Source organism: Streptomyces sp. NPDC014891 (assembly GCF_043081085.1).
Lineage (GTDB): Bacteria > Actinomycetota > Actinomycetes > Streptomycetales > Streptomycetaceae > Streptomyces.
The window spans coordinates 12,637-29,017 of record NZ_JBIBWF010000014.1 but is presented as its reverse complement, the minus strand read 5'-3'; the positions used below and the strand labels follow the sequence as shown (position 1 = coordinate 29,017).

Below are 16,381 nucleotides of genomic sequence, written 5' to 3'. Positions count from 1 at the left end.
CCGGCTACGCCCCGCCGGATCCCGGCGGCGGCCCGTCCGATCCCGACGGCGGCCCGTCCGATCCGCGCGACGCTCCCTCGGAGTCCTCCGGCGGCTCCCACTGCCCGGTCTCCTTCTTGTGGTGCAGGGCCTTCTGCAGGCGCGCGACCACGGCCTCCCCGTACCGCCGGTGGCCGTGGACGCGCGGGTCGTCCGTCACGTCGTAGCGCTTCACGTAGGCGCCGAGGAACGCCTGGAGCGTGGCGACGGCCGGGATGGCGATGAGGGCGCCGACGGCGCCGAGCAGCGCGGTGCCCGCGATGACCGAGCCGAAGGCCACCGCGGGGTGGATGTCCACCGTCTTCGACGTGAGCTTCGGCTGGAGCATGTAGTTCTCGAACTGCTGGTAGACGACCACGAAGCCGAGCACCCACAGCGCGTACCAGGGGTTCACGGTGAAGGCGATCAGCATCGGCAGCGCGCCGGCCAGATAGGTGCCGATGGTCGGGATGAACTGCGAGACCAGGCCGACCCAGACCGCGAGCGCGGGCGCGTACGGCACGTCGAGGATCTCGAAGAGCACGAAGTGCGCGACGCCGGAGATCAGGGCCATGAGCCCGCGCGAGTAGAGGTAGCCGCCGGTCTTGTCGACCGCGATCTCCCAGGCCCGCAGCACCTCCGTCTGCCGGGCGGGCGGCAGGACCGAGCAGAGCGCGCGGCGCAGCCGGGGTCCGTCGGCCGCGAAGTAGAACGAGAACAGGAAGATCGTCAGGAGCCGGAACAGGCCGCCGAGGACGGTGGCGGAGACGTCGAGGACGCCGGACGCGCTGTTCTGGACGTACTTCTGCAGCCAGTCGGAGCTCAGGACGCTGTCCTGGACCTCGACCCGCGACAGGTCGGTGTGGAAGCTCTGGTTGATCCAGTTGATGAGCGAGTCGAGGTACTCGGGGAAGTTCTCGACCATGTCCACGATCTGGCCGGCGAGCATCGAGCCCAGGAGGACCACGAACCCGACGCCGAAGATCAGGACCGCGAAGAAGACGAGGAAGGTGGCGAGCCCCCGGCGCATCCCGCGGGCCGCCATCCGCCCCACCGCCGGTTCGATGGCGAGGGCGAGGAAGAAGGCCAGCAGGATGTTGACGAGGAGGCCGACGAGCTGGTGGAAGGCCCAGCTGCCGAGGAGGAAGACGGAGTAGAGCGCGAGGGCCAGGACGAGGGCGCGCGGCAGCCATCGCGGCATCCGGGCCGCCTGGGCGGCGGGCACGGGCGCCGCGCCGCCGTCGCCTCTGCCGGCCGTCGCCGTGGACACGGCGGGGCCCGCAGGACCGGCGGAACCCGCGGCCCCGGCGGAACCGGTCGGGGCGACGGGCCCGGCCGGGGCCGTCGGGCCGGTCGCGGCGGCCGGGCCGGTCACGGAGCGCGGTGCGTCCGGTCCGGTCCCGTGGGTCGAGTCCTTCGGTGCGTTCGGGTCGGAGCCGTCGGAGCCGTCGGTGTCGTCAGTCGGAGGAGCCACCCCGTCAGTCTCGCGTACGGCACGGACATTCCACCCCGGACCCCCCGCGTCCGCATCGGCGACCGGCCGGCGCTCGTCCGCGTCCGCATCGACGACCGGTCGGCGCTCGTCCGCCGGAATGCCGGCGACCGGTCAGCGCTTGTCCGCGGGAATGTCGACGGCCGCGCACACGGCCCGCCACACGTCCTTCGTCTCCCAGCCGGAGTCCAGCGCCTCGTGCACCGTCCGGCCCCCCAGTTCGGCCATCACGTGGTCCCGCGCGAAGGACTCGGCGTACGACGCACCGAAGTGCTCCGCCATCCGTTCCCAGAAAATCGTCAACCGCATGACCCCAGTATCACGCTCCCAAGAGTGCAGCCCGCTCCATAGCCCTTGTCACCGCGACTTTCCGCCCTACGGTCGGAGCATGGCCGAAAAACCACTCTCGCCCCCGCCCGCGACACCCCTGGCCCGTGCCGAGCACTTCGTCTGGCTGACGGCCCGCGTCCTGGAACAACGCCGGTTCTCCTACCACTTCCTGCGCGGTGGCGCGGATCAGGTGGAGACGGCCCTCTCGGCGTATCTCAACGAGGACGGCGGCTACGGCCACGCGCTCGAACCCGATCTCCGCGGCCCGGTCAGCCAGCCCCTGCACACCGCGCACGCGCTGCGCGTGCTGGACTCCATCGGCCGCTGCGGCGGGCTGCGCGTGGAGCGGATCTGCCGCTACCTCACGGACGTGTCGACGCACGAGGGCGCGCTCCCGGCCGTCCACCCGTCGCAGCGCCCCTACCCGTCCGCGCCGTTCGTCCCGGTCGTCGACTCCCCGCCGAGCGCCCTGCTCGCCACCGGCCCGGTGGTCGGGGTGCTGCACCGCAACCAGGTGTGGCACGCGTGGCTGTTCCGCGCGACCGAGTTCTGCTGGTCGGCGGTGGAGTCGCTGGAGAAGTCCCACCCGTACGAGGTGCAGGCGGCCGTCGCCTTCCTGGACGGGGCCCCGGACCGCGCGCGTGCGGAGGCCGCCGCCGACCGGCTCGGCCGGATGGTCCGGGACCAGCGGCTCGCCGTCCTGGACCCGGACCGGGAGGAGGAGTACCCGGTGGCGGACGGCTACGCGCCGGGCGAGCTGCACTTTCCGCACGACTACGCGCGCGTGCCGGACTCGCTGGCGGCCCGCTGGTTCACCGAGGAGGAGATGACCCGCTCGCTCGACCGGCTCGCGGCGGACCAGCAGGAGGACGGAGGCTGGCCGATCCGCTGGCGTACCTGGGCCCCCGGCACGGCCCTGGAGTGCCGCCCCATGGTCACCGTCGAGGCCCTCCGCACGCTCCGCGCGCACGGCCGGCCGATCGACTGACCGCGAGCGGCCGGGCCCGCGGGTCACCAGCCGAGCGCCCGCACCCCCGCGGTGACGGCGACGGCCGCGCCCACGACGACCAGGAACGGCGCCCGCAGGACGAGGGCGACGGCCGCCGCGGCGAGCCCCGCCGCGCGGGCGTCCAGGACCACGGCACCGCCCGAGTCGAAGGTCTGCTGCGCCGTGAGCGCGGCGAGCAGCGCCACCGGGAGCAGGGCGGCGAGCCGCTGGACGAGGGGCCGCTCCAGCGCGCCGGCGGGTACGAGCAGGCCGGCCAGCTTCACCAGGTAGCACCCGGCGGCGGTCAGGGCGATCGCGATCCACACGTTCATCGGGAGTCCTTCTCTCGTCCGGCGGGGGCCGTCCGGCGACCCTGGAACCAGAGCACCAGCGGCGCGGCGAGGGCGGCCGCGAGGACCGGGACGCCGGCCGGGAGCACGGGCAGCAGCCCGAGGCCGAGCAGGACGGCGATCGCGGCGGTGGCCCGCTCGGTCGCTGACTTCAGCATGGGGGCGAGCAGGGCGAGGAAGACCGCGGGGCCCGCCGCGTCGAGCCCCCAGGCCGCGGTGTCGCCGATCGCCTCGGCGCCGAGTGCCCCGAGCAGGGTGGTGGCGTTCCACAGGACGTACAGCGTGAGTCCGGTGACGGTGAAGCCGATGCGGGCGGCCCGGCGGGTCGGCTGGGCGAGGGAGACGGCGGCGGTCTCGTCGATCACCCAGTGCGCGGCGAACGGCCTCACGGCCTTCGGTACGGCGAGGAGCTGGGAGAGCCGCAGCCCGTAGAAGGCGTTGCGGGTGCCGAGGAAGAAGGCCCCGGCGGCGGCCGTGAAGGGGTTGCCGCCCGCGGCCAGCGCTCCGACCAGGGCGAACTGCGAGGCGCCGGTGAAGACGAGCAGGCTGAGGAGGCAGGTCTGCAGGACGCTGAGGCCGGAGCCCGCGGAGGTCACGCCGAAGGCGAAGCCGGAGAGGCCGACGGCGACGCCGACCCCGAGGGCGTCGCGGACGACCGCGGCGTCGGGTTTGGCCGGTGTGCCGTCGCGTATGACGGGAGGTGCTGTCTGTTCTGCCACGTCGGGGACGCTACGGGAGTCGCCGCGGCCCGGTCTTGTACGTTCTTGCGCGCTGGTAGGCGCCCGGCGGGACGCCGACGCTGCGGGTGAAGTGCCGGTTGAGGTGCGACTGGTCGGTGAAGCCGACGGCCGCGGCCGCCTCCGCCGGCGGGATCCCCGTGTCGAGCAGCTGCCGGGCCCGGCGCACGCGCGCGTCGGTCAGCCAGGTGTGCGGGGGCATGCCGTACGCGTCCCGGAAGGCGCGCAGGAGGGCGAAGGGGCTGGTGTCGAGGTCCGTGGCGAGCCGCTCCAGGGTGGGCGGCGCGGTCATGCGGTCCTCCAGGACGGCACGCGCGCGTGCCGCGTTCCGGGCCCCCGCCGAACGCGGCGGGAGCGGGCTGACGATCCCGCCGTGGCTGCGCAGCATCCGGGCGGTGACCAGCCGGAGCAGGCTGTCGGCCGCGAGCGCGTTGCCCTCCTCGGCGGCCCGGTGGACGCCGACGACGAGCCGGGCGGCCTCCGGGTCGTCCACGACGGGCGTGGTGAAACCGACCGAGCCGCGCAGGGCCAGGGTGTCGGCGGCGATCGACCGCACGATCCCCGCGTCCGGGTAGATCGTCCGGTAGGTCCAGCCCTCGGGCACGCCCGCGTGCCCGGTGTGCGGGGTGTCGGGGTTCACCAGGGCGATCTGCCCGGGACCCGCGTGGACGAGGTCGTCGCGGTAGTGGAAGGCTTCGACACCCTCGGTGATCGCGGCGAAGACGAAGGTCTCGTGGGTGTGCCGGGCGAAGGCCTTACGGATGTAGTGGGCATGCAGCAGGTCGACCCCGGGCAGCTCGGAGTACTGCCAGTACCGTGCCCGCTCCCCGCTCGCCATGCCTCCATTCTGCGCCAGGACGGGGACCGTCGCCGTGCCGCACCGGGGAGACCGGCCCGGATATCCCCAGGTCCGGGCGGTTGTCAGTGCCGGGGTGCACGATGGGGGCATGGTGAGGTCCGCGCTCGACTCGTTCTCCCCCGCGACCCGCGGCTGGTTCACCGGGGCCTTCACGGCGCCCACGGCGGCGCAGGAGGGCGCCTGGACGGCCATCGAGGCGGGCTCCGACGTGCTCGTGGTCGCTCCGACGGGCTCGGGCAAGACCCTGGCCGCGTTCCTCGCCTCCCTGGACCGGCTCGCCTCCGCTCCGCCGCCGGCCGAGCCGAAGAAGCGCTGCCGCGTGCTGTACGTGTCGCCGCTCAAGGCCCTGGCCGTGGACGTCGAGCGGAACCTGCGCTCACCGCTGATCGGGATCCGGCAGGAGTCGGTCCGGCTCGGGCAGCCCGAGCCGGACATCAAGGTCGGAATCCGCTCCGGCGACACCCCGCCGGCCGAGCGCCGCGCCCTCGCGACCCGCCCGCCGGACATCCTGATCACCACACCCGAGTCGCTGTTCCTGATGCTGACCTCCGCCACCCGGGAGGCCCTCGCGGGCGTGGAGACGGTCATTCTCGACGAGGTCCACGCGGTCGCGGGCACGAAGCGGGGCGCGCACCTCGCCCTCTCCCTGGAGCGCCTCGACGAGCTGCTCCCCCGCCCCGCGCGCAGGATCGGCCTGTCGGCCACGGTCCGCCCGGTGGACGAGGTGGCGCGCTACCTGTCGCCGGGCCGCGCCGTCGAGATCGTGCAGCCGCCCTCGGGCAAGGAGTTCGACCTGTCCGTCGTCGTCCCCGTCGAGGACATGGGCGAGCTGGGGGGCTCGCCCGCGTCCGAGGGCAAGGACGGCGGCGACAAGCCGTCGATCTGGCCGCAGGTCGAGGAGCGGATCGCCGACCTCGTCCAGTCCCACCGGTCCACGATCGTCTTCGCCAACTCCCGCCGTCTCGCGGAGCGCCTGTGCAACCGGCTCAACGAGATCGCGTACGAGCGGGAGACCGGCGAGCCCCTCCCCGAGGGGGCGCCCCCGGCCGAGGTCATGGCCCAGTCCGGGGCGGCCGGCGGCGCCCCGGCGCTGCTCGCCCGGGCCCACCACGGCTCGGTGTCGAAGGAGCAGCGCGCCCAGGTGGAGGAGGACCTGAAGGCGGGGCGGCTGCCCGCGGTGGTGGCCACGTCCAGCCTGGAGCTGGGCATCGACATGGGCGCGGTCGACCTGGTGGTGCAGGTCGAGTCGCCGCCCTCGGTGGCCTCCGGGCTCCAGCGCGTGGGCCGCGCCGGCCACCAGGTCGGCGCGGTGTCGACGGGCGTGGTCTTCCCCAAGTACCGCGGCGACCTGGTGCAGGCCGCGGTGGTGACCGAGCGGATGCGCGCGGGCGCGATCGAGTCGATGCGGATCCCCGCCAACCCGCTGGACGTCCTCGCCCAGCAGCTCGTGGCCATCGTGGCGCTCGACACCTGGCAGGTGGACGACCTGCTCGCCCTGGTGCGCCGGGCGGCACCGTTCTCCTCCCTGCCCGAGTCGGCGTTCACCGGCGTGCTCGACATGCTCGCCGGCCGCTACCCGTCGGACGCCTTCGCCGAGCTGCGCCCGCGCGTGGTCTGGGACCGGGTCGCGGGCACGGTCACGGGCCGGCCGGGAGCGCAGCGGCTCGCCGTCACCTCCGGCGGCACGATCCCCGACCGGGGCCTCTTCGGGGTGTTCCTCGTCGGCTCGGACCCCAAGAAGGGCGGGGGCAGGGTAGGGGAGCTCGACGAGGAGATGGTGTACGAGTCCCGGGTCGGTGACGTGTTCACCCTCGGCACCACCTCCTGGCGGATCCAGGACATCACCCGGGACCGGGTGCTCGTCACCCCGGCGCCCGGCGTGCCCGGCAGGCTGCCGTTCTGGAAGGGCGACCAGCTGGGCCGCCCGCTCGAACTCGGCCGCGCGCTCGGCGCCTTCCTCCGCGAGGTCGGCGCGCTCACGGACGAGGACGCACGGCTGCGGCTGCTCACCGCCGGCCTGGACGCCTGGGCCGCGGAGAACGTCGTGGCGTACCTCAAGGAGCAGCGCGAGGCCTGCGGCCATGTGCCCGACGACCGGACGATCCTGGTCGAGCGCTTCCGGGACGAGCTCGGGGACTGGCGGGTCGTCATCCACTCCCCGTTCGGCGCGCAGGTGCACGCCCCGTGGGCGCTGGCGCTCGGCGCCCGGCTCGCCGAGCGGTACGGCATGGACGCGCAGGTGATGCACGCGGACGACGGCATCGTGCTGCGCCTGCCGGACGCGGACCTGATGGGCCTGGACATGGGCCTGGACCTCCTCGACCACGAGCCGGTCGATCCCGGACGGCACCTCGACACGACCTTCGACGCCGACAAGGCACCGGTCGGCGCGGCCGACGCCCTCTTCGACAAGGGCGAGATCGGCCAGATCGTCACCGACCAGGTGGGCGGCTCGGCGCTGTTCGCGTCCCGCTTCCGCGAGTGCGCCGCGCGCGCCCTGCTGCTGCCCAAGCGCAACCCCGGCAAGCGCACCCCGCTCTGGCAGCAGCGGCAGCGCGCCGCCCAGCTCCTCCAGGTGGCCAGCGAGTTCGGCTCCTTCCCGATCGTCCTGGAGGCCGTCCGCGAATGCCTCCAGGACGTCTTCGACCTGCCCGGTCTCACGGAGCTGATGGGGGACATCGAGGCCCGCCGGGTCCGCCTGGTCGAGGTCACGACGGCGGAGCCGTCCCCGTTCGCCCGCTCGCTCCTCTTCGGCTACGTGGCGCAGTTCCTGTACGAGGGCGACTCGCCGCTCGCCGAGCGGCGGGCGGCCGCGCTCTCCCTGGACTCCCGGCTGCTCGCCGAGCTGCTCGGCCAGGCGGAGCTGCGCGAGCTCCTGGACGCCGACGTCCTGACGGAGCTGGAGCAGGAGCTCCAGTGGCTGACGGACGACCGCCGCGTCAAGGACGCCGAGGGGGTCGCCGACCTCCTGCGGGTGCTGGGCCCGCTGACCGACGACGAGCTGACCGGGCGCGGGGCCGAGCCGGACTGGGCGCCCGGACTCGAGACGGCCCGCCGGGCGATCCGGGTGCGGATCGGGGGCCGGGAGCACTGGGCGGCCGTCGAGGACGCGGGCAGGCTCCGGGACGCCCTCGGCACCGCCCTGCCCGTCGGCGTACCGGAGTCCTTCACCGAGCCGGTGAAGGACCCGCTGGGCGACCTCCTCGCCCGGTACGCGCGGACGCACGGCCCGTTCACCTCCTCCCAGGCCGCCGCGCGCTTCGGCCTGGGCGCGGCCGTCACCGACGGCGCCCTCCAGCGGCTCGCCGCCGGCGGCCGCGTCGTCCAGGGCGAGTTCCACCCCTCCGGCATCGGCCAGGAGTGGTGCGACGCCACCGTCCTGCGCCGGCTGCGCCGCCGCTCCCTCGCCGCCCTGCGCCACGAGCTGGAGCCGGTGCCGCCGGCGGCGCTCGCCACCTTCCTGCCGCAGTGGCAGCACCTGGGGAGCAACAGCCTGCGCGGCATCGACGGCCTCGCCCGGGCGATCGAGCAGCTCCAGGGGGCGCCGGTGCCCGCGTCGGCGCTGGAGAAGCTGATCCTGCCGTCCCGGGTCCGCGACTACTCCCCCGGGCTCCTCGACGAGCTGACGACCACCGGCGAGGTGCTCTGGGCGGGGGCCGGGGCACTGCCCGGCAAGGACGGCTGGGTCTCGCTCTACCTGGCGGACGCGGCGCCGCTGCTCCTCCCGCAGCCCCACCCGCTGGAGCTGTCCGCCCTGCACGAGTCGGTGCTCACCACCCTCTCCGGCGGGTACGGCCTGTTCTTCCGGCAGATCGCCGACCAGATCCGGGCCACCACCCACCCGGACGCCACCGATCCGCAGCTTGCGGACGCCCTGTGGGACCTGGCCTGGTCGGGCCGGCTGACCAACGACACCCTGGCCCCGCTGCGCTCGCTCCTCGGCTCGGGCCGCACGGCCGGCTCCACGGCCCATCGCGCGCGCCGCACGGTCCCGCGCGGCCGGTTCGGCGCGCTGTCCGCGTCCGCCCGTCCCACCTCCCGCACCGGCCCGCCCACGGTCTCCGGCCGCTGGTCCCTGCTGCCCCCGCCGGAGCCGGAGCCGACCCACCGGGCGCACGCCCTCGCCCGTACGCTCCTCGACCGGCACGGTGTGGTCACCCGGGGCGCGGTGGCGGCGGAGGGGGTGGAGGGCGGTTTCTCCGCCACGTACCGGATCCTGGCGGCCTTCGAGGACAGCGGGCAGGCCCGGCGCGGCTATGTCGTCGAGGGTCTCGGAGCGGCCCAGTTCGCCATGGACGGGGCGGTGGACCGGCTCCGGGCCGCCGCGACGGCCCGGGACCGCGGCGCGGAGGCAGCGTCGGGTCCCCGCGCGCTGGTCCTCGCGGCGGCGGATCCGGCGAACGCCTACGGGGCGGCCCTGTCCTGGCCCGAGCCCCCGACGGGGGCGGGCCACAAGCCGGGGCGCAAGGCGGGCGCCCTGGTGGTCCTGGTCGACGGCGAGCTCGCGCTCTACATGGAGCGGGGCGGCAAGACCCTCCTGTCCTGGCGGACGGAGCCGGACGATCCGGCGCTCGCGGCCGCGGCGGAGGCCCTGGCGGCGTCCGCGAAGTCGGGCACCCTGGGCACGGTCACGGTGGAACGCGTCAACGGCGCGACGTCCCTGACGTCGCCCCTGGCCGGCCCGCTGGAGAAGGCGGGCTTCGTCGCCACCCCGAGAGGCCTCCGGCTCCGCGCCTGACCGGCACCGCCGGAGGGCCGAGGACACGGGACGCGCCGGGGGACGCGGAGCGCGAGATGGCCGGTGGAGACGGCGCGCCCGGACGGGACGCCACGCACCCGGCATCATGGAACCGTGCCCGAAGGAGACACCATCTGGCAGGCCGCCCGCCGCCTCCACACCGCGCTGGCCGGCCGCCCGCTGACGCGCGCGGACCTCCGGGTCCCCCGCTTCGCCACCGCCGACCTGACCGACCGCACGCTCCTCGACGTCACCTCCCGGGGCAAGCACCTGCTCACCCGCATCGAGGGCGGCCTCACCCTCCACTCCCATCTCCGGATGGACGGCGCCTGGCGCGTGTACGCCACCGGGGAGCGCCCGCGCGGCGGCCCGGAGCACCAGATCCGCGCGATCCTCGGGAACACCGAGCAGACCGCGTACGGCTACCGCCTGCCCGTCCTGGAGCTGATCCGCACCGCGGACGAGCCGGACGTGGTGGGCCATCTGGGGCCGGACCTGCTCGGACCCGACTGGGGCGCCCCTGCCGCCGAGGAGGCGACCCGCCGGCTGACGGCGGACCCCGCCCGCACGCTCGGCGAGGCCCTGCTGGACCAGCGGAACCTGGCGGGGATCGGCAACGTGTACAAGTCGGAGCTGGCCTTCCTGGCCGGCGTGACCCCCTGGCTGCCCGTCGGCGACCTCGCGGCCGACGTCCCGGCCCGGCTGGTGGCGACGGCCCACCGCCTCCTGGAGGCGAACAAGGACCACCCCGACCGCCGCACCACCACCACGCGCCGCCCGGGCACCCGCCTGCACGTCTACGGCCGCGCCGGACACCCCTGCCTCCGCTGCGGAGGCCCGATCCGCAAGGCGGAGCTCGGCGACCGGGTCACGTACTGGTGCCCCGGCTGCCAGCGGGGCCCGTCGAACGAGACCGCTCCCGATAATTGACGCCCCGTCAGATACGGTCGTACGGTCCGACCATGACGGACACGGCGCACAACCCGCTTACGCCGCACGCACCCGGGGAGACGGGAGCGACCGGACCGACCGGCGAAGCCACCGGACCCGCCGACCCCACCGGCGAAGCCACCGGACCGACCCGCGCAGCCACCGACCCGACCCGCGCAGCCACCGACCCCACCGGCGACGCCACCGAAGCCACCGGAGCCACCGACACCGCAACCCTGACCGCCGACGCGACCACGGCGACCGACGCCGGGGTGCTCGCGCCGAGGACCGGAGCACCCCCTCCCCGCCTCCCCGCCTACGACCTCACCGGCCGCACCGCCTTCGTCACCGGCGCCGCGAGCGGCATCGGCCGCGCCACCGCCGTCCTCCTGGCCCAGGCGGGCGCCACCGTGCACTGCGCGGACCGCGACGAGTCCGGCCTCCGGGAGACCGTCTCCCTGGTCTCCCGCGAGGGCGGCACCGCCCACGCGCACCCCCTGGACGTCACCGACCGGGACGCACTCGCGGCCGCCGTCCGCGCGGCCGGCCCCCTGCACGTCATGGCCGCCGTGGCGGGGATCATGCACACGAGCTCGGTCCTGGAGACCCGCGAGGAGGACCTGGACCGGATCCTCGCGGTCAACTTCAAGGGCGTGCTCTACGCCTGCCAGGAGGCGGCCGGCTCGATGATCGCGGCCGGCGTCCCGGGCTCGATCGTCACGATGGCCTCGGGCGCGATGGACACCGCGAGCCCGGGCCTGCTCTGCTACAGCGTCACCAAGGCCGCCGTCGCCCAGCTGACGAAGACCCTGGCGACGGAGGCGGGCCGGCACGGCATCCGGGTCAACGCGGTCGCCCCGGGCTGGATCCGTACCCCCATGACGGACCGGCACGAGCCGGCCGCACAGGAGCAGGCGGAGGCGGCGATGATCCGCCACTCACCGCTGGGCCGGGTCGGGGAGGCCCAGGACATCGCGCACGCGGTCCTGCACCTCGCATCCGACGCCTCGGCCTTCACGACAGGCCAGATCCTGCGCCCCAACGGCGGCGTCGCGATGCCCTGGTGATCCGCCGGGCCAGGGCCCCCGGCCGTCCCGACGAGGCGGCCACGTGCACCGGCAGCAGACTCAGCCCCCAGCCCCCGGCGGCCACCGCCCCCTCGACCGTGCCGGCCTCCGCCGGCATCAGGAGCAGGCGCAGCACCGCCCACCACCAGAGCCCCCCGGCCACCAGCCCGATCGCGACCAGCGCGAGCGTGGCCGGCGGCATCCGTCGCCGTACCATGGCCGCCTCCTGCCGTCGACGCTAGACCGGCAGGATCACCCTGCGGGAGGGCGCACCGGAGGCAGACCCGGCGCACACGGCCCAGTCGTGCGTTCCCCCCACCATGCACGAGGCACCGGAACCCGGCATCTCAGACAAGTGACGCGGGCCCCCGACACACCGCCCCGCGGAAACCCCCGCCCATCGGAAAGCCCCGGTCGGCACCCAGGGGTGCCGACCGGGGCTGAACCCGTATCGCTTCGAACGGCGACGACTAGGCGGCGACCACGTCGACCGCTTCCGCGGGCGCCTTGATGGTCACCCGCTCGGTGGGCACGCGGCCCACCGACGTCACCGACACCGAATTGAGCATCGGGCGCACCGGCGTCGGCACCGGTTCGCTCGCCGCTGCCGACTCGGCCAGTTCGGCCAGTGACAGCTCGTCGCTCACTTCACGCATGAGCTCGGACATCCGTACGTCCAGCGCGTCGCAGATCGCGGAGAGCAGTTCGGAGGAAGCCTCCTTCTGCCCCCGCTCCACCTCGGAGAGATAGCCGAGCGAGACTCGGGCGGACGAGGAGACTTCGCGCAGAGTACGGCCTTGGCGCTGGCGCTGCCGACGCAGCACGTCACCCAACAGGCGACGGAGCAGAATCATCGGTGGCTCCCTCCTCGGACCGCGTAGCCGCATCCTTCACGCCCCACCGTACCGCCTCGCGCTGCGGCCGTGCGGGGAGCGATGTCGTGTTCACTCAGGGCTGCAAACATCAATTCCCCCCGTTCTGTTCCGTATCCTGTGCCCGCGCATTTCCCGAGAGTTCCTCGTGGAGCAGTTCCAGCACGCTCCGTACGCTCTCTCTACGGATTTCCGCGCGGTCCCCGTTCAACCTCAACGAGACCACTTTCCCGGCCCGGGCGCCCGTCGCGGCGGGTCCCGCCACCGCGACGTAGACGGTTCCGACCGGCTGCCCGTCCTGTGGATCGGGCCCCGCGACCCCGGTCGTGGAGATCCCCCAGTCGGCGCCGAGCCGGGCCCGTACACCCGCCGCCATCTGCAGCGCGACCTCGGGATCCACCGCTCCGCATTCGGCGAGCAGGCCCGCGTCGACGCCGAGCAGCTCCTGCTTGAGGGCCGTGGCGTAGGCCGTGACCGACCCACGGAAGGACACCGAGGCCCCGGGAACTCCGGTGAGCTCCGCGGCCACCAGTCCGCCCGTGAGCGACTCCGCGGCGGCCAGCGTGTGACCACGCTCCGCGAGCAGCGCCAGCACCCGGGCGGCCTCGGTCATCGCGCCGCCGCCTCCGACACCGCGGCGGCGGCCCGTTCGGCGGCGAGGCCCTGGCGGCGCAGCAGGACGGCCTGGCGGACGTAATCCAGACCGGTGACGACCGTCAGCACGACGGCGAGCGCCATCACCCAGAAGCGGAGGGTGGCGAGCGGGCCGGTGAGCATCAGCACGTACATGCCGACCGCCGTGCCCTGGGCGAGCGTCTTCATCTTGCCGCCGCGGCTGGCGGGGATGACCCCGTGGCGGATCACCCAGAACCGCATGAGGGTGATCCCCAGCTCGCGGGCGAGGATCACGCCCGTCACCCACCAGGGCAGGTCCCCGAGCAGGGACAGCGAGACGAGCCCCGCCGCCATGATCGCCTTGTCGGCGATCGGGTCGGCGATCTTCCCGAAGTCCGTGACCAGGTTGTACGCGCGGGCGAGGTGCCCGTCGAAGACGTCCGTGATCATGGCGACGGCGAAGGCCGCCCAGGCCCAGGCGCGCCAGGCGGGGTCGTGACCGCCGTCCTGGAAGAGCAGCAGCACGAAGGCCGGGACGAGCACGAGCCGGATCATGGTCAGGATGTTGGCGATGTTCCACAGACTGGCCTGGTTGACGGCCGCCGTGCCCAGCTTGCCGCGGGGCGCCGGCCTACCGGTCCCGCCCGTCGCGGATGCCGGGACTCCGGTCATCTGCCTGCCTCCTCGAAAAGACACTCGGCCACCAGGTCGACGCCCTCCGTGCCGACGACCTTCGCCACGACCATACGGCCCGGAGCCACGTCCGGGCTCGTACCGCCGGCCGTGGTGAGGACCACCTGACCGTCGGTCTCGGGCGCCTGGTGCGCGGCGCGGCCGATCACGCCGTCCTCGTCGTCCACGGACTCGACCAGTACCTCCAGGGTCTCTCCGATCCGCTCCTCCGCGCGCTGCGCGGTGAGCTCCTCGGCGAGCCGGGAGAGGTGGGCGAGGCGCGCGTCGACGACGTCCTGGTCGAGCTTGTGCTCGTACGAGGCGGCCTCGGTGCCGTCCTCGTCGGAGTAGCCGAAGACGCCGATCGCGTCGAGCCGGGCGTGGGAGACGAAGCGTTCCAGCTCGGCGAAGTCTGCCTCGGTCTCGCCGGGGAAGCCGACGATGAAGTTGGAGCGGGCACCCGCGGTGGGGGCCTTGGACCGGATGGTCTCCAGGAGCTCCAGGAAGCGGTCGGTGTCGCCGAAGCGGCGCATGGCCCGCAGCACGTCGGGGGCGCTGTGCTGGAACGACAGGTCGAAGTACGGCACGACCTTGTCCGTCGAGGTGAGGACGTCGATCAGGCCGGGGCGCATCTCGGCGGGCTGGAGGTAGCTGACGCGGACGCGCTCGATGCCGTCGACGGCGGCGAGCTCGGGCAGCAGGCTCTCCAGGAGCCGGATGTCGCCGAGGTCCTTGCCGTACGAGGTGTTGTTCTCGGAGACCAGCATGACCTCCTTCACCCCCTGCTCGGCGAGCCAGCGCGTCTCGTTCAGCACGTCCGAGGGGCGGCGCGAGACGAAGGAGCCGCGGAAGGAGGGGATGGCGCAGAAGGAGCAGCGGCGGTCGCAGCCGGAGGCGAGCTTCACGGAGGCGACGGGGCTGGTGTCCAGGCGCCGGCGGAGCGGGGCGCGCGGCCCGGAGGCGGGGGCCAGGCCCTCGGGCAGGTCGCTGGGGACGTCCTCGGGCGCGGTGGCCGGGGCGGCGGGCGCGGGGGCGTCCACGGCGCCGTGGCCGGGGAGGGCGACCGCGGCGGCGGCCGCCTGGCGCTCCACCGGCGAGAGCGGCAGCAGCTTGCGCCGGTCACGCGGGGTGTGCGCCTCGACACTGCCACCGCTGAGGATGGTCTGGAGGCGGTTGGAGATGTCGGAGTAGTCGTCGAAGCCCAGGACGCCGTCGGCCTCCGGAAGGGCCTCGGCGAGCTCCTTGCCGTAGCGCTCGGCCATGCAGCCGACGGCGACGACGGCCTGGGTGCGGCCGTGGTCCTTCAGATCATTGGCTTCGAGGAGGGCGTCGACGGAGTCCTTCTTGGCGGCCTCGACGAATCCACAGGTGTTGACGACGGCGACGTCCGCGTCCTCGGCGTTCTCGACGAGCTCCCAGCCGTCCGCTGCCAAGCGGCCTGCGAGCTCCTCCGAGTCCACCTCGTTACGGGCGCAGCCAAGAGTGACAAGGGCGACGGTACGGCGTTCGGGCATGGACTCAAGACTACTTCGTCCCGGCCGTTCCCCCGTCGCGCAGGGTTCACCTGCGCGACAGGGGCCACATCACGGGCCCGGCGGGGCGGCTCAGCCGGCCTCGGGGTCGCCCTTGGTGTAGGTCAGCCGCTCGACCTGGCCGGATTCGAACTTGTCGTCGATCTTCTTGCCGTTCACGTAGAGCTCGATCGCCCCGGCGTTGCCGAGGACGAGGTCGATGCGCTCGTCGTCCTGGAAGGTCTTGGACTCGCCGTCCAGGAGCAGCCCGTCGAAGAGCAGCTTGCCGTTGGCGTCCTTGGCCGAGATCCAGCTCTTGCCCTCGGCGGCGGTCATCTTCACCGTCACCTTGTCCTGCGGGACCGCGGCGATCGCGCTCTCGGTGGGCTTCGGCGGCGTGGGCTTGACCGGCTTCGGCTTGCCCGCGGAGGTGGCCTTCTCCGGCGCGGGCGCCGGTCCTCCGTCCGCGGCGGAGGTGCCCTTGGGCGCCTCGTTGCCGTTGAACATCGTGAAGCCGACGAACCCGACGACGGCGACGATGGCCGCGACCATCGCGGCGGTCCAGTTGGGCCGGCGCGGCTCGGGGCGGATGCGTTCCGCCTCGAACAGCGGGGCTGCGGGGGTGGGGGCGGGACGACCGCCGTGCTCGGCGTCGTACTGCTCGATCAGCGGGGCCGGATCGAGACCGACGGCACGCGCGAGCGTGCGGATGTGGCCGCGAGCGTAGACGTCGCCGCCACAGCGCGAGAAGTCGTCCTCCTCGATCGCGTGCACGATCGGAATCCGGACACGGGTGGAGGCACTGACCTCTTCGACGGTGAGACCGGCGGCGATGCGGGCCTGCTGGAGAGCACGACCGATCGGATCCCGGTCGTCTGCCGGGAAGGTCCGGTCGTCTTCGGGGGAGTTGCCGATGGACACGAGAGCGCCTTTCGAGCGTGTAGCCACCTGCTGGACGTTCAGTCTATGGGTGGTACGAAAGGGTGGGGCAACCGGGCGGGTGCTGTTTGTACGCCATGAGGCTGGGACATCCTTCTGTCCCTCCGCTCAACTTGACGTACGGCCAGGGGAAACGGTTGCCCTCCATTCCCTTACGAGTGAGTCTCGGCCCGGTCTCGATCGCGTACCCGCTCCCCGGACGTCCACTCCGGCCGGGCGCCGCCTTGCTCCGGACGGGTCCCCCGCGCTCCCCGGGGGACCCG

The 16,381-nt window shown here is 73.9% G+C and carries 15 protein-coding genes; 4 read left to right on the top strand and 11 right to left on the bottom strand.

Annotated features, from left to right (window positions below; all coding sequences use genetic code 11):
* Positions 1-4: 4 nt before the first annotated feature.
* The gene (locus tag ACF09E_RS31825) at positions 5-1,219 is read right to left on the bottom strand and encodes an AI-2E family transporter (protein ID WP_392209475.1); all 1,215 of its coding nucleotides are present in this window, start codon (positions 1,217-1,219) and stop codon (positions 5-7) included.
* A gap of 405 nt (positions 1,220-1,624) precedes the next feature.
* Positions 1,625-1,819, bottom strand: coding sequence for a DUF3046 domain-containing protein (locus ACF09E_RS31820; protein WP_361859889.1), 195 nt, complete (start codon positions 1,817-1,819; stop codon positions 1,625-1,627).
* Between the two features lie 79 nt (positions 1,820-1,898).
* On the opposite strand from ACF09E_RS31820, the gene ACF09E_RS31815 reads away from it, so the two are divergent.
* Entirely contained in the window at positions 1,899-2,828 is a 930-nt protein-coding gene (locus ACF09E_RS31815; RefSeq protein ID WP_392209193.1) for a hypothetical protein, read from the top strand.
* 23 nt (positions 2,829-2,851) lie between these two features.
* Here the strand turns inward: ACF09E_RS31815 and ACF09E_RS31810 are convergent, their stop codons facing one another.
* From ACF09E_RS31810 to ACF09E_RS31800, 3 genes are read right to left on the bottom strand one after another with little or no spacing between them, the layout of a single operon-like run.
* Positions 2,852-3,160 (bottom strand): AzlD domain-containing protein, encoded by a 309-nt coding sequence (locus ACF09E_RS31810; RefSeq protein ID WP_392209191.1) that lies wholly within the window; start codon positions 3,158-3,160, stop codon positions 2,852-2,854.
* Entirely contained in the window at positions 3,157-3,897 is a 741-nt protein-coding gene (locus ACF09E_RS31805) for an AzlC family ABC transporter permease (protein ID WP_392209189.1), read from the bottom strand. Before ACF09E_RS31805 ends, ACF09E_RS31810 begins: the two co-directional genes overlap by 4 nt.
* A 10-nt stretch (positions 3,898-3,907) precedes the next feature.
* Positions 3,908-4,753 (bottom strand): AraC family transcriptional regulator, encoded by an 846-nt coding sequence (locus ACF09E_RS31800; protein WP_361858195.1) that lies wholly within the window; start codon positions 4,751-4,753, stop codon positions 3,908-3,910.
* A 109-nt stretch (positions 4,754-4,862) separates the two neighbouring features.
* Here ACF09E_RS31800 and ACF09E_RS31795 point away from each other — a divergent pair, with 109 nt between their 5' ends.
* From ACF09E_RS31795 to ACF09E_RS31785, 3 genes are all read left to right on the top strand, one after another.
* A complete protein-coding gene (locus ACF09E_RS31795; RefSeq protein ID WP_392209187.1) occupies positions 4,863-9,512 on the top strand; it encodes a DEAD/DEAH box helicase in 4,650 nt (1,549 codons plus the stop codon).
* Positions 9,513-9,626: 114 nt separating this feature from the next.
* On the top strand, positions 9,627-10,442 hold the full coding sequence (locus ACF09E_RS31790; RefSeq protein WP_392209185.1) for a DNA-formamidopyrimidine glycosylase family protein: 816 nt from the start codon (positions 9,627-9,629) through the stop codon (positions 10,440-10,442).
* Between the two features lie 272 nt (positions 10,443-10,714).
* Positions 10,715-11,509, top strand: coding sequence for an SDR family NAD(P)-dependent oxidoreductase (locus ACF09E_RS31785; protein WP_392209473.1), 795 nt, complete (start codon positions 10,715-10,717; stop codon positions 11,507-11,509).
* On the opposite strand, the gene ACF09E_RS31780 is transcribed toward ACF09E_RS31785, so the two are convergent.
* From ACF09E_RS31780 to ACF09E_RS31755, 6 genes are all read right to left on the bottom strand, one after another.
* The gene (locus tag ACF09E_RS31780) at positions 11,457-11,726 is read right to left on the bottom strand and encodes a hypothetical protein (protein ID WP_383437435.1); all 270 of its coding nucleotides are present in this window, start codon (positions 11,724-11,726) and stop codon (positions 11,457-11,459) included. The genes ACF09E_RS31785 and ACF09E_RS31780 overlap by 53 nt on opposite strands.
* 253 nt (positions 11,727-11,979) lie before the next feature.
* The gene (locus tag ACF09E_RS31775) at positions 11,980-12,363 is read right to left on the bottom strand and encodes a helix-turn-helix domain-containing protein (protein ID WP_030326330.1); all 384 of its coding nucleotides are present in this window, start codon (positions 12,361-12,363) and stop codon (positions 11,980-11,982) included.
* 109 nt (positions 12,364-12,472) lie between these two features.
* Positions 12,473-12,994, bottom strand: a complete 522-nt coding sequence (locus ACF09E_RS31770) for a CinA family protein (RefSeq protein ID WP_361858186.1) — start codon at positions 12,992-12,994, stop codon at positions 12,473-12,475.
* On the bottom strand, positions 12,991-13,668 hold the full coding sequence (gene pgsA, locus ACF09E_RS31765; protein ID WP_392209182.1) for a CDP-diacylglycerol--glycerol-3-phosphate 3-phosphatidyltransferase: 678 nt from the start codon (positions 13,666-13,668) through the stop codon (positions 12,991-12,993). The genes ACF09E_RS31770 and pgsA overlap by 4 nt, the downstream gene beginning before the upstream one ends.
* Positions 13,665-15,182 (bottom strand): 30S ribosomal protein S12 methylthiotransferase RimO, encoded by a 1,518-nt coding sequence (gene rimO, locus ACF09E_RS31760; protein ID WP_392209180.1) that lies wholly within the window; start codon positions 15,180-15,182, stop codon positions 13,665-13,667. Before rimO ends, pgsA begins: the two co-directional genes overlap by 4 nt.
* A gap of 90 nt (positions 15,183-15,272) precedes the next feature.
* Positions 15,273-16,100 (bottom strand): helix-turn-helix domain-containing protein, encoded by an 828-nt coding sequence (locus tag ACF09E_RS31755; RefSeq protein ID WP_392209178.1) that lies wholly within the window; start codon positions 16,098-16,100, stop codon positions 15,273-15,275.
* Positions 16,101-16,381: the final 281 nt, after the last annotated feature.